The 13,673-nt window shown below is 44.6% G+C and carries 13 protein-coding genes, 1 pseudogene and 1 riboswitch; of the genes and pseudogenes, 7 read left to right on the forward strand and 7 right to left on the reverse strand.

Annotation, left to right across the window (positions count from 1 at the left end):
• Positions 1-15 precede the first annotated feature (15 nt).
• From DW830_RS17365 to DW830_RS10895, 5 genes are all read left to right on the forward strand, one after another.
• Entirely contained in the window at positions 16-990 is a 975-nt protein-coding gene (locus DW830_RS17365; RefSeq protein WP_410524517.1) for a SpoIID/LytB domain-containing protein, read from the forward strand.
• 9 nt (positions 991-999) lie between these two features.
• Positions 1,000-2,334, forward strand: coding sequence for an MFS transporter (locus DW830_RS10880; RefSeq protein WP_199656122.1), 1,335 nt, complete (start codon positions 1,000-1,002; stop codon positions 2,332-2,334).
• Positions 2,335-2,515: 181 nt separating this feature from the next.
• Positions 2,516-3,484 (forward strand): SPFH domain-containing protein, encoded by a 969-nt coding sequence (locus tag DW830_RS10885; RefSeq protein ID WP_117662731.1) that lies wholly within the window; start codon positions 2,516-2,518, stop codon positions 3,482-3,484.
• Between the two features lie 7 nt (positions 3,485-3,491).
• The gene (locus tag DW830_RS10890) at positions 3,492-3,758 is read left to right on the forward strand and encodes a DNA-binding protein (RefSeq protein WP_119249909.1); all 267 of its coding nucleotides are present in this window, start codon (positions 3,492-3,494) and stop codon (positions 3,756-3,758) included.
• Positions 3,748-4,503 (forward strand): hypothetical protein, encoded by a 756-nt coding sequence (locus tag DW830_RS10895; protein WP_119249910.1) that lies wholly within the window; start codon positions 3,748-3,750, stop codon positions 4,501-4,503. The genes DW830_RS10890 and DW830_RS10895 overlap by 11 nt, the downstream gene beginning before the upstream one ends.
• A gap of 29 nt (positions 4,504-4,532) precedes the next feature.
• On the opposite strand, the gene DW830_RS10900 is transcribed toward DW830_RS10895, so the two are convergent.
• A complete protein-coding gene (locus DW830_RS10900) occupies positions 4,533-4,946 on the reverse strand; it encodes a secondary thiamine-phosphate synthase enzyme YjbQ (RefSeq protein ID WP_006846346.1) in 414 nt (137 codons plus the stop codon).
• 293 nt (positions 4,947-5,239) lie between these two features.
• A riboswitch (SAM-I-IV-variant riboswitch) is annotated at positions 5,240-5,351 on the forward strand.
• Here DW830_RS10900 and DW830_RS10905 point away from each other — a divergent pair.
• Complete coding sequence (locus DW830_RS10905; protein WP_119249911.1) at positions 5,351-5,530, forward strand: hypothetical protein; 180 nt, start codon at positions 5,351-5,353, stop codon at positions 5,528-5,530. It overlaps the preceding riboswitch by 1 nt.
• 351 nt (positions 5,531-5,881) lie before the next feature.
• Here the strand turns inward: DW830_RS10905 and DW830_RS10910 are convergent, their stop codons facing one another.
• The 6 genes and pseudogenes from DW830_RS10910 to DW830_RS10940 all read right to left on the reverse strand — a co-directional run bounded on the left by DW830_RS10910 (position 5,882) and on the right by DW830_RS10940 (position 11,906).
• Positions 5,882-6,361, reverse strand: coding sequence for a DUF4186 domain-containing protein (locus tag DW830_RS10910; RefSeq protein ID WP_119249912.1), 480 nt, complete (start codon positions 6,359-6,361; stop codon positions 5,882-5,884).
• Between the two features lie 71 nt (positions 6,362-6,432).
• Positions 6,433-7,680, reverse strand: a complete 1,248-nt coding sequence (locus DW830_RS10915) for an MFS transporter (RefSeq protein ID WP_119249913.1) — start codon at positions 7,678-7,680, stop codon at positions 6,433-6,435.
• 15 nt (positions 7,681-7,695) lie between these two features.
• Positions 7,696-8,226 carry a methylated-DNA--[protein]-cysteine S-methyltransferase gene (locus tag DW830_RS10920; RefSeq protein WP_119249914.1) on the reverse strand — a complete coding sequence of 177 codons (531 nt, stop codon included), beginning with the start codon at positions 8,224-8,226 and terminating at the stop codon, positions 7,696-7,698.
• Positions 8,227-8,253: 27 nt separating this feature from the next.
• Positions 8,254-8,640 (reverse strand): VOC family protein, encoded by a 387-nt coding sequence (locus tag DW830_RS10925; RefSeq protein WP_119249915.1) that lies wholly within the window; start codon positions 8,638-8,640, stop codon positions 8,254-8,256.
• Positions 8,641-9,620: 980 nt separating this feature from the next.
• Complete coding sequence (locus tag DW830_RS10935) at positions 9,621-10,823, reverse strand: ATP-binding protein (RefSeq protein ID WP_233544487.1); 1,203 nt, start codon at positions 10,821-10,823, stop codon at positions 9,621-9,623.
• Between the two features lie 298 nt (positions 10,824-11,121).
• Positions 11,122-11,906 (reverse strand): annotated as a pseudogene (locus tag DW830_RS10940) (SGNH/GDSL hydrolase family protein).
• A 225-nt stretch (positions 11,907-12,131) separates the two neighbouring features.
• On the opposite strand from DW830_RS10940, the gene DW830_RS10945 reads away from it, so the two are divergent.
• Positions 12,132-13,181: an MFS transporter gene (locus DW830_RS10945; protein ID WP_233544489.1), complete on the forward strand. Its 1,050-nt coding sequence runs from the start codon at positions 12,132-12,134 to the stop codon at positions 13,179-13,181.
• Positions 13,182-13,673 lie beyond the last annotated feature (492 nt).

Raw genomic sequence — 13,673 nt, forward strand, 5'->3', positions numbered from 1 at the left:
GTCATCAGTAGTGAGATGAGTGCCACATCCAGTCTTGAACTCCTGAAGGCGCACGCCGTGATTTCCCGCTCTTGGCTTTTGGCTCAGATGCAGTATCGTAGAGAGGTGGCGGAGAGTGGCAACAATTTCTTCTCTTTCGTGAAGAAGGAGGATATGCTCATCCGTTGGTACGATCGCGAAGATCATACTCTTTTCGATGTTTGTGCCGATGACCACTGTCAGCGTTATCAGGGAATTACGAAGGAGACCTCACCACATGTGGCAGAGGCGGTAAGACTCACCAGAGGACAGGTTCTGCTGGATGGTGATGAGATATGTGATGCTAGATTCTCGAAGTGTTGTGGCGGTGTTACAGAAGAGTTCCAGTATTGCTGGGAGAATACGCCGAAGAATTATCTCACAGCCGTAAGGGATATAGCCTTGGGTATCGAGGATGCAAAGGTTATGCCTGATCTTACCATCGAGGAAGAGGCTGAGAAGTGGATTCGCTCGAACCCACCTGCTTTCTGCAATACGACAGACAAGAAGATTCTTTCGCAGGTATTGAATGATTATGACCAGGAGACTGCCGATTTCTATCGCTGGAAGGTAACGCTCACTCAGGAGAAACTCCAGCAGCTTATCGCTGACAAACTGAAGATGGACTTTGGTGCCATCCTCGATCTGAAAGCCGTAGAGCGAGGCAAGAGTGGAAGAATCAGTAAACTCCAGATCATCGGTACAGAGAAAACCTTCACCATCGGTAAGGAACTTGAAATCCGACGTGCACTCAGCGATTCTCATCTTTTAAGTTCTGCTTTTGTGGTAGATAAACAGGATGAAGATGAGCAGGGAGTACCTCAGCGTTTCGAACTCATCGGTGCAGGATGGGGCCATGGAGTAGGTCTCTGTCAGATTGGTGCTGCTGTGATGGGAGAGGAAGGGTATCTCTATGATGCTATCCTCCTGCACTACTATCAGGGTGCAGAAATCAAGAAACTCTATAAATAAAGCTGTAGAATGGGAACATTGAAAAATAGTCGGAATCCATGGGCTTGGATTCCGACACTCTACTTTGCGGAAGGACTGCCTAACGTCATCGTGACAGCCCTCTCTGTGGTTATGTATATGCAGTTGGGCTTGACCGATGCTGAGGTGGGTCTCTATACCGGATGGCTCGCCCTGCCTTGGGTTATCAAACCCTTGTGGAGCCCATTCATCGATCTGCTGAAGACTAAGCGTTGGTGGGTATTGACGATGCAGGCGCTCATCGGAGCAGCTCTTGCCGGCATCGCTTTCTCGCTGCCTACTGCCTTCTGGTTCCAGGCAACGATGTGTTTCTTCTTCCTCATCGCCTTCTGTAGTGCCACCCACGATATTTCGGCGGATGGTTTCTATATGATAGAGTTGGATGAGCATACGCAGACCAAGTTCGTGGGTTTGAGAAATACCTTCTATCGCCTTGCCATCATCTTCGTGAATGGATTCCTGGTGATGTTGGCTGGTGTTCTCCAGGTACTGTTCCGTAACCAGATCCGCTTCTCATGGGCGCTTATCTTCTACGGACTGGCAGGTATCTTCATCGGATTGTGGCTCTATCATAGCAGATTCATGCCGCGTCCGAAGGAGGATGTGCAGACCGATAGAACGGTGGGCGAAGTGGCGCACGAACTGAAGAATATGTTCCGCACCTTCTTTGTGAAATTCGGATTGGGAGAAACCATCTGTGTGATGCTCTTCCTCCTGCTCTATCGTTTCCCGGAAGCACTCCTGAATACGATGACCAAGACCTTCATCCTTCGTCCTAATTCACAGGGCGGACTGGGATTGTCTCCGCAGGAATATGGCTTTGCCAATGGTACGGTGGGACTGATCGGTTTGCTGCTGGGTGGCATCATCGGCGGTATTCTGGTGAGCCGCGATGGTATGAAGAAATGGCTTTGGCCGATGGTTTGCGCCATCACCCTGCCGGATGTGGTTTACATCTATCTGAGCTATTCGCTGAACAGCGACATCATCGTGGTTTCAAGCTGTCTCTTTATCGAGCAGTTCGGTTATGGTTTGGGCTTCACGGTTCTTACCCTTTATATGCTGTTCTATAGCCAGGGCAAGTTCAAGACATCCCATTATTCCATCTGTACAGGAATCTCTTATTTAGGTTTGATGTTGCCAGGTATGGTTTCGGGATATCTGAAAGATATGGTAGGCTATCGCTTGTTCTTCATCATTGTGATGGCATGCTGCGCCATCACTTTCCTGGTTACCGCTTTCCTGAAGATAGATCCTGAGTTCGGAAAGAAAGAGAAGGAAATCAAGGAGGAAATAGAAGAGGAAGAAATGGAAGTGATAGAATAATATTTCTATATATAAATAGGTGAAAATCTGAGAAAAGGTCGTTGGGTATCGTCCCGACGACCTTTTTACGTTAAAGTATTTGAAATCTTTTTCTTCTGCCCTTGTTATATCATTTTAATATCGTATATTTGCGATATCAAAATGATATCAACAATATTAACGTAATAAATAGAGTAAGATTATGGAGAATAAGGAATTTACTTATCAGGGAAAGACCTTGAATGGCATCCTGATGTTAGTATTAAACATCATCGGCTTCCTGGCTGGAGTTGGCTTGTTTATATTTGCCTGCGTTTCGCAAGAGGGCTGGCTGGCAAATGTCTGTGGTGTTTGTGGCGTACTGCTTCTCATCCTGAGTATCATCTGCGTTTGCGGTTTCATCCTGGTAGAGCCGGGTCAGGCTCGCGTATTGCTTTTCTTCGGTAAGTATCGTGGCACTTTTACAGAGCCGGGTTACTATTGGCTGAATCCGTTTATCAGTCAGAAGAAGCTTTCGCTTCGTGTGCGCAACCTCGATGCCGAACCTATCAAGGTGAATGACAAGACGGGTAATCCGATTATGATTGGTATGGTGCTGGTGTGGAAACTGAAGGATACCTACAAGGCTATCTTCGAGATTGATACCCAGACCATGGCTGAGGGTTCTACAGGTCAGGCTGGCATTGGTGCTTCTGCTGCACAGATCATGAATATGCTGGGCCGCTTTGTTCAGATTCAGGCAGATGCTGCTCTCCGACAGGTAGCCGGACAGTATGCCTACGATGATGACGAGGGTGGAAAGTCGAATCAGATTACGCTTCGTGATGGAAGTGATGAAATCAATAAGGAGTTGGAGGCTCGCATCGATGAGCGTTTGGCGATGGCAGGTATCGAGGTAGTAGAGGCTCGCATCAACTATCTGGCTTATGCTCCGGAGATAGCAGCCGTGATGCTTCGTCGCCAGCAGGCTTCAGCCATCATCTCTGCTAGAGAGAAGATAGTAGAGGGTGCCGTGTCAATGGTGAAGATGGCATTGCAGAAGTTGAGCGATGAAGATGTGGTAGAGCTTGATGACGACAAGAAGGCTGCCATGGTCAGCAATCTGCTCGTAGTGCTCTGTGGTGATGATACAGCCCAGCCTGTAGTAAATACGGGAACATTGAATCATTAAAAAAAGTATGGCAAAAAAGGAGACAAATATAAAAAGTTTTATATTGCGCATCGATTCGGATACGATGAGTGCCATTGAGGCATGGGCGGAGGATGAGTTCCGCTCAACCAACGGTCAGCTGCAATGGATCATCGCCGAAGCGCTGCGTAAGGCTGGCAGACTGCCGAAGAAAAAGAAGGCTGTATCAAAGAAAACTAAGGATGAAGTCGATTCAAATCAAATAGAAGAGAACGATTTAAATCAAATAGGAGGGGAAAAGAAAGATGAAGAATAGAATATTTAATTTTGTGCTTGATTTATTTAAGGATAGCGATGAGGAAGAGCAGGCTGGCATCTTTGCGCAAGTCAAGATCTATCGAACTACAAATGCCAGGGTCTTTGAAATTATTGTTGGAATCCTGGTTCTTGCCATGTGGCTGCTCACCATCAGGAATGTCATTCATGCCACATCTGATGATTTGCCTTATCTTCTTCTGTTGGCTGGAATGGGTACTTTTTTCCCTATTGCTTGTTTGCTTCACAGCTATCATCCAAAGGCCAATGGCTTTCCTTTCGTCAAGATAGTCAATGCCCGACAGGTATATTATCTGTCCCTGTTGGGTCGCTATGCAGCTTTATGGTTAGCCCTCTTCTGGTTATGGTTAAGCTGTTACGATTTGATAGGAAGTGAGCCTGTAATTGTGGGAGGAATGATAGCTTGCTGTGTGCTTTTATGTCTGAACTGTATATTCTTTTTTTATAAGATATACCAGTTGAGAAACCAGGTAGAAGTAGAGGATCCAGAGCCAGCTATCAAAAACGAGAAGCTCCTGACCATCGGTGTATTGGTATTGACGGCGGTTTTAGGTTTTGCGTTTCATCTCCTGCCGATTTGGGATTGTATGCCAAAGATATTAAGTGGAATTTTAAGAGGAATCCTCGTCATAGCAATGGTAGTAGGTATCGTCTGGGTATGCAAGAGATACTTCGGCCTTTTCCGTGAAATAGATAAAGACGCCTCCGATTCATCCAGGAAATAGAGGCGTCTCCGATTCGTCGCAACAGTTATTTATTCCCCGATAATCGTTGCGATGAGGTGTCGGCTTCCGCCTCCCTCTCTGAATTCACAGAGGTAGATTCCCTGCCATGTACCAAGGTTCAATCTGCCATTGGTAATAGGAATGGTGAGCGATACACCTACCATGCTCGATTTGGCATGCGCCGACATATCCGTAGGTCCTTCATCCTGGTGCAGGTATCTAGGGTCACCATCCGGAACCAGTCTTTCGAAGATACCCTTCAAATCATGTCTCACATCCGGATCGAAGTTCTCGTTCAGCGACAATCCGCAACTGGTATGTCTTACGAAGAGATTCAGAATCCCTGTCTTAGGCAGCGCCGGCAAGTTCCTCATCACCTCGTTGGTTACGAGGTGAAAGCCGCGAGGAAGTGGGCGCAATGAAAATTCTACTTGCTGTATCATATTCTTCTTTGTTTTTATATTTCAATTGTTTGTATCTTTCTGATTGTCAATTTACAAAGGTAATTATAATTTTATTATTATAATACTATTATAATGCAAATATAGGAAAGTTTAACCATTAAAGGATATCTCTTTCAATCAAGTTGAGTATATCTCTTCTAATCAAGTCGGGCATTTCCTTGCTATCTGCTACCCCGAAAAATCTTCTTCTTTAGAAGAAGGAAAAAAGACAGGAAAAATAATCCCGAAAAAATTTGGTGGTTTCAGAATAATGATGTACTTTTGCACCCGAAATCAAGCATTAAGAGTTGCCCAGTTGCGGCACACCAACCGAGTTTCGCATAGAGATAACCACGGTGGTAAAAGAATGTGTAAGTGTTTAACAACTTAAAATAATTATCTTTATGAATCCAAATTCAGATTTAAAGAACAAAAAGAACAATGAGAGTGTAATGGCAGCTAATGCCGAGTCTTCAACAATTAAGGCATCTAATGCTGAGACATCAACTGTTGATGCAGGCTATGCCGAGTCAAGAATTCAGAGTATGCTGCCCGTTTTGCCGCATACAGCGATGAGCGTTTGAAGCAGACCGTGGATCACGAGCGCAAGGTTCGTGGTTGGGGCAGCGAGCGCAGTTACTTCCTCGCCGCCTTGCGAGGTGAGTGCGAGAAGCGAGGCATTGATTACTGCTGGAAGTAGGGGAATGTTTCCCACGGATTTCTCGGATTTCCACAGTTTTTTTGACCAATGCGGTCGGATGAAGGTCACGCAGATTTGGCTTTCCCTTCGGCCGCCGATTTTCAATTCGCAAATGACGCAGAATTTATTCGACCGTACAGGTCGAACAGTTTTTGCTAATCTTGGCAGAATACTCTGCAAAATTGGCAACAAAGGATAATTAATTTATGCTTTGCTGCCAAAACTTCATGCTTTTTTAAGCCTGTTTTTCAATCCATGCCATCAATACCGCTACGGCATATTGCTGTTCTTCTCCTGTCAGCTGTCTTCCGGCAGGTATGTGATGCCATTTGAAGAAACATCCACGACAGCAGCAGCCTGTAGCATGTTGGGCTATAAATACAGGATGCCCTCTCATTGGTGTCTGCTTGCCGTCATTGGGTATAACGGCTGGAGCAAGGCGTTTGGCAACAAAATCCTCTGCATGCTTACGGATGGTTGCCAAGCCCTTTTCTGCAATATATTCCTTATCCCTCTTCGAAAGGTGAAAACGGCTGCGGAATGCGGATTTGGAAAGTCTTTCAAACAGATCCGTCAAGTCATACTCTTTGTCAGGAGAGGTATGTTTTTCCTTGTTTTCAGAAGAGACAGAATCTTTCTGATGATCCTCTTTCTCTTCAGAAAACAAATTGAGCTCTACATATCTAGTATGGTTTGCCCTTGAATCTTTTTTCATTTCTATTTATCTCCTATATCAATTAATCCCCTATATATTTTATGGATATATTTAAAATCAACGTTTTTCATTTACTTGGCATTTTCATCAGTTCCTTCAACGCTTTTCTTCTGGGTATTCGGCAAAAATCCTGCTATGATGCCGAGCAATGGCAGGAAGGCACTCACCTGGAAGATAAACTCAATACTGGTCTTGTCGGCCAGCCAGCCGAAGAAAGCGGAGCCCAGACCTCCCAGTCCAAACATCAGTCCGAAGAAAATGCCTGCTATCAATCCCACTTTATCGGGCATCAGGTCGGTGGCATATACCACGATGGAAGAGAATGCCGAGGCAATGATCAAGCCGGAAAGGAAGGTACAGATGATGGTCCACGTGAAGTTGACGAAAGGCATGGCGATGGTAAAAGGTGCTGCTCCCAGAATGGAGAACCAGATGACATACTTTCTGCCAAACTTGTCACCCAGCATGCCTCCTGCTACAGTACCTATGGCAAAGGCAGCAAGGAAAACGAAGAGGCACAGCTGCGAGGTCTGTACCGATACGCCGAACTTATCCATCAGGAAGAAGGTGAAGTAACTCGTAATGCACGCCGTATAGAAATACTTGGAGAACACGAGCATGATGAGGATGAACAGAGCCCAATACTTCACCCTTTTAGAGATATGGGTGTTGAGAAGAGGTTGTTTCTGCGGATGGTTCACCACGTAAGCCAATCGTGCCTTATACCAGACTCCCAATCTTACCATGATGATGGCGGCCAGTAGGGCTGCAAGGGCAAACCAGGAGATGGCATGCTGACCGCAAGGCAGGATGATGATGGCTGCAAGCAATGGTCCTATTGCAGAACCTCCATTGCCACCCACCTGGAAGATGGATTGTGCCAGACTCTTCTTGCCTCCCGATGCCATCTGTGCCACTCTCGATGCTGTGGGATGAAACACGGACGAACCCAGACCTACAACGCTCACTGCCAGGAGAATCAGGAAGTAATTCTCGGCGAAAGCCAGCAGGAGCAGGCCCATCAATGTGAAACACATGCCGATGGAGAGGGCATAGGGACGGGGATGCTTATCGGCATAAAGTCCTGTGAAAGGTTGCAGAATAGAAGATGTCATCTGGAAAACCAGCATGATGATGCCTATCTGTGCAAACGAGAAATCGAACTTATCCTTCACAATCGGATAGATGGAAGGGATAATCGACTGAATCATATCGTTCAGGAAATGGGAAATGCTACAGATGATGAGCATGGAATACACTGTACCCTCTACCATCGTAGGATTTCCCTTGATTTTACTGCCTATAGACTTGATGTTCATTTGTTTTTTACTCTCTTATTTGAAAATCAACTTTTTATGTTTTTTTTCTGCTTCAAGCTCCAATAGCCTTCTCTTTGCGTCTAATCCTCCGGCAAAACCTGTAAGGCAATGATTGCTACCGATAACACGATGGCAGGGAATGAAAATGCTGATGCCATTAGCTCCGATGGCACCTGCCACGGCTCTTGTGCCATTGGGGTTACCCATACTTATGGCTATTTCCTTATAGCTTCTTGTTTCTCCGTAGGGTATGTTGAGCAATGCATGCCATACTTTTTTCTGAAAATCGGTTCCTATAGGACGCAACGGAATATCGAATATCTTGCGGATGCCGGTGAAATATTCATTCAGCTGCTTCTTGGCAAGTTCCAGGATAGGGGATGTTTCAATCTTGAACTCAGCTTTCATATACCGCGAAACCCGAAGCTTATTGCGCTCTGCACATGGCATTTCATTCCAATCACAAAGACACAAATCATCACCCACAGATGCCAGAATTAACTCTCCGCAGGGCGAGTTGTAATATTGGATGTTTATTTGCTGCATTCTATCAAATACGATGAAACGGAATCTTTATTTTTCATACAATTCTATCGGCAAACCATCTGGGTCACTGAAGAATACAAATCGCTTGTCAGTATATTCATCCGTGCGTATAGGCTCATGCGCGATGCCTTTACTGTCAAGTTCATCAATTGCATCCGAAAGATCATCTACCTCAAAAGCAAGATGGCGCAGACCGGCTGCTTCCGGATAGGAAGGACGTGCTGGTGGGTTAGGGAAGGAGAATAACTCGATGACATAGTTGTCATCAAGCCAGCAGTCAGCTTTCCATGAGTCACGTTCCTTACGATAGTTTTCACTCATGATCTTCATTCCGAGCACATCTGTGTAGAAATGCTTGGATTTCACATAGTCGGAGCAAATCACGGCTACATGATGGATTTTGTTAAGTTTCATATCTTATGAATGTTTAAATGTGGGTAATGCCCAAGACCTTACGCTGGGATTTCATTACTTCTTGAATATTCATGCCATTAAGTGCGTTATATTGTACTTATTGTGCAAAAATAATAAATATTTTCAGATTTCGCATGATAAAGTACAATATCGCATTCTTATTTATAATATATTATACTTTTATTGAACTTTTCTTTGAGTTTTGCCATATTTTCATTAACTTTGCCTGTAAAACTATCATTAAGGTTATGACTTAACTCCTCAGCGACCGCAGGGAGCGATAACTCCTTTAACTTCTGAACTTGCAAAACTTGAATATACAATGGTATTTTGAGCCGATTCAACATAAAGTCACCTTCAGAAATAGCTTCTCAAAAACAGCAATTTATTCTCCTTTCACGACCACCATAGTATGCACATAATCAACCATTTAAGTGTGAATGGAGAATTCTGTACCCCTATGGGCATGGTAAGCGGCAATGTTGTGCCATAGTGAGGCAATAAGCGCTACAAGCCGCTTTACGCCTCGTCAGTACTATCATGGCAACCTCTCAGTAACGTCTTTGCGCCTTGTAAGTGCTATCATAGTTGCTTGTAAGTACTATCATCGTTGCATCGGTTTTACGTAAATAGTCTTCGGAGTAACCTTTACTTGTTGTCGGAAGAATTAATGTTATAAGCCGGAGAACCCTATATCTTCAGCCGCACAACAGCTGTTGTGCGCTCGTCCAACAGCTGATGTGCACATGCACAACACGTGTTGTGCACACGTCAATCAGCTGATGGACGGCTATCTTATGGCTAATCATGTGGCTTCTTCTGGTTTTATAGCCTTGGATTATACCATTTCCAATATCTTATCCAGTATCCCCACATAATAGAAGGGAAGATTGACAAGACGGAAGGGATGACCTGTAGGGGATACCACTTCGTCTATGCTATATTCTCCTGGCCAAATGCGGATGGCAATGCTTGGGGCATCAGGCTGAGACATGAAGGAGTGGAGGGAGTCGAAGATGGGCATTTGTGCCAGACTTCACTTCTATTGGGAGAATCTGTGAGTGATGTTGCCAAACAAAATCTACCTCTGCTGATGAACCCTTTTTGTCTCTTACCCAGTAATATTGCTCGTTGCGGAAGTTGCGATCCAAAACAATGCGCAGCTCTTGGGCTACGATTTGTTCCGCAGCATGTCCCTTCCATACATCCAAGAGAGAATTGCCTTGCAGATATTCTGCCTGAATGTCAACGGAGAAATTCATGATGCCCGTATCTACCCATACTAGCTTGGGTTGTCTTGCTATGGCTGGTACAGCTGGGGCTTTCACAGATGTGACGGGATAGTCCAAATTGAGCAAGAATGCTTTCTGCATCACTTCCAAAGCCTCATGTACCTCCTTGCTTGTGTAGTTGCTACCTCCAAATCGAGCGAAAGTAATGGATTGTCCTGCCTCTGCCCAGCCATGTGTAAGCAGATGGCGGATAACCTTTACTTGGTTTTCATTACGAGCATATTTTTCTACATCTTCATTGTAGCCATCAAGCAGTGAACGATAGATAGGGGCTAACTTGGTTAGGTTATGAGTCTTGGCATATTCCACCAAGGCTTCAGGCATACCACCTATCAAGGTGTAATGATTGAAATGGTTCAGTAACATCTCGTGATATAGAGGTGATACACTGATTTCTTTCACCATTTGTACCAATTGGTCTTCACCTATAGCATCGAGATATTCCAAGAAGGAGCATGGACGAAGGGATAGATAATCCACTCTTCCCACAGGGAAAGAGATGCGCTGCTTGATGAGGGTTTGAAGTCTGGAACCTGCTGCTATGATGTGCAACCATGGCATCTCTTCATAGAAGTATCTCAGCAGACCAACTGCTTTTGGTTCGTTTTGTATCTCATCAATAAAAAGTAGAGTACGCTTACCTTCATCTACCTTGATTTTCTTCTTGAGGCAGATGTATTGATATATCTCTTTTACATTGTCTGATTTGGCAAAGATTTCTGCATCGGAGCTTTGTTCTAGATTCAGTTTGATATATACATCGTATTTCTTACCCAATTCATTGACCAATGTTGTCTTTCCAACTTGTCTTGCGCCTCGTAAAACCAATGGCTTCCTGTTGTCTCTTTCACTCCATTTCTGGAGTTCTTCTGTTAATTGTCTATATATCATAACGTTTCCTTCTCTTTAAGTTATGCTGCAAAGTTACTCTTTTTTCCTAAAACATAGGCAAAAATATAGTGAAACTTTCCTAAAACATAGGTAACTTATATGAAAACCTTCCTAAAACATAGGCAACTTATATGAAAATCTTCCTAAAATATAGGCAACTTATATGAAAATCTTCCTAAAACATAGGTAAGAACGCAGAAATTTACCTAAAATATAAGCAAATTCCTGCGGGATTTTACACTTTTTAATATAAAATAGGGGCGAAATAATACACTTTTCAATATCCGCTGCCCCTTCTCTAGAAGTCGCAAGGCAGGGCGGAGAGCTGCTGCATGATGGTCTTTGCCATGCGGGAGTGGCCGGCATCATTAGGATGAAGACGGTCGGTGTTCGGCTTGTTGAACATCTGGCACCTGCATCGTAAAGAGGGAAGAGACCCGAAAGGGAGTTGAGGTCGATGACTGGTACTGCCCAAACATTGCCCACTTCCTTAATTGTCTTCACATATTCATCGAAGAAGATGCCACGGGCATTCTCATACATCTCATCTGGTTGGATGTTCTTGTCGCCAGATGCAAAGTAAGCACGATGTACTGGTGTCATCACCACGATTTGCTTGGTAGGATACATCTGCTTCAGTTTCGACATGGCGATGTTGATACGACCTTTCAGGGTGTTCTTATCCATCGCAAAATGACGAAGGCGACGCTGAACCATTTCGCTTGGCTTGTGAAGGGCTACTTTTACGCTGTCGAAAGTCTCCGCATACCATTCACCGATAGGCACACCATTGTTATAATCGTTGGTACCCATAAAGATGAGAATGGCATCAAAATCATCGCCATGCTCTTTCTGGAGTAGATCAGCCTGTCGGGGAATATCGTTCCACTGTCTGCCGCTCACGCCATAAACGTATGGGGTGATGCCGAGCCAATCCTGCAGGAATCCCCAGTATTTCACCTTCGATGCCTTGATTCTTGGATCGGTGATGGAGTCACCGAAATAAGCCACCTTCTTTCCCTTCCAAGGATGCTGAAGGTTCTTGAAAGCCTTTTCTTTTTCGGCGATTTCTTTCTTGCTCATCGCCTTTTGGGCGAAGGCGGGCATGGTTGGCATCGCCAAAGTCAAGGCGAGTGCCAGGGTAATCATTGTCTGTTTCTTCATTGCTAGTTTGTTTTTAAATCTTTTTCTGAGTGCAAAGTTACGGCTATTTTCTTGAATAAAGCTATATTTTTTGTTCAAAAATAGATATAATTCTGCTTTTTTTCGTAATTTTGCAGCCGCAAATATTAATAGGTATTATAGAGGATGACTGTAAGTTTAAACAATTTGGGAGATTTAACCCGCAAGCGAGTGGCTGTTGCGGCTTATTATTTTGTGCCGGGAGTGGTGTTTGCCAGTTGGGCAAGCCGTATTCCGGATGTAAAACAGATGTTGCATCTGAGCAACGGCCAGTTGGGAACGGTGCTTTTTGCCATTCCCATCGGCCAGCTTCTGATGATGGCTTTTTCGGGTGTCTTGGTGAGTAAGTTTGGCAGCAGGAAGATGATTCTGCTTGCTGAGGTGCTCTATGCTTTCGTGTTGTTCTGTATGGGAAGCAGCAGTACGGTGTTCCAGTTGATTCTTTCTCTGGTGGCTTTCGGAATGATGGCGAATCTGATGAACATCGCCACCAATACCCAGGCTTGTCTGGTGGAGAAGATGTATGGGCGCAACATCATGTCTTCATTTCATGGCTTGTGGAGTTTGGGCGGATTCTCGGGCGGTATCATCGGAGCCGTCTTTGCCAACACTCTGCTTCCGATAGAGGTTCACTTTGGAGCTGTCTTGGTGATGAGCCTTCTTATCATCGCCATCGGATTCAGATATCTGGTAGATGATGCTACGGCAAAGGCTGAAGAGGAGGATGTTCCGAAGTTCTCTTTCAAGACCATTGACCCGATTCTTTTTCTCCTGGGATTGATGGGATTTGCCGGCATGTTCTGTGAAGGAACTGTTTATGATTGGAGTAGTGTATATTTCTCATCAGTGGTGAAACCCGATGATGCTTTTATCCGTGCAGGTTATGTGGCTGGTATGGGAGCGATGACTCTGGGCAGATTCATGGCTGATGGTTTTGTTACGAAATATGGACCTGCCAGGGTGTTGAAGATTTGTGGTGGTTTGATATTGAGCGGTTTGTGGCTGGCTGCCGCCTTGCCTTATCTGATTCCTGCCACTTTGGGCTTCCTGCTGGTAGGTTTCGGCATCTCTTCATCGGTGCCTATCTGTTACAGCATCGCCGGAAAGCTGGGAACCATCAAGCGAGCATCGCCATCACCATCGTTTCGAGCATCAGCTTCTTCGGTTTCCTGGTAGGACCACCGGTTATCGGATGGCTTGCTGAGGCCACCGGTCTCCGCATTGCCATCAGCATTGCCGCCTGTCTGGGCTTGATGATTGCTTTTGTTGCCGCAAAGGTGGAAAAGAGAATATCTTGACTGCTGGTGAATATGATTCATAGTGATGTTATTCACCACGATATTTCTTTTTATCCTTAATGGTAATTGTTTCTGCCCTTAATGATAATTGTTTCCATTCTTAATGGATTTCTATGTTCAATACTGCTGAACGTAAGTTCAACACTGCTGAACATAAGTTCAACACTGCTAAACATAGGTTCAACACTGCTGAACATAGATTTCTATTAGGGACAGAAACATTTTTCTTATGGCTTACCAAGAACTTTCCTGCTTCTCCTGCAGGGCAGACGCATTAAATCTTTTACTCGTCAATATCTATGGTGTATCACTATAACTTATTGAATATTAACATTATATATTTGCATATATGAAATATTTTTCGTATCTT

This window comes from Prevotella sp. AM34-19LB (assembly GCF_003468525.1).
Lineage (GTDB): Bacteria > Bacteroidota > Bacteroidia > Bacteroidales > Bacteroidaceae > Prevotella.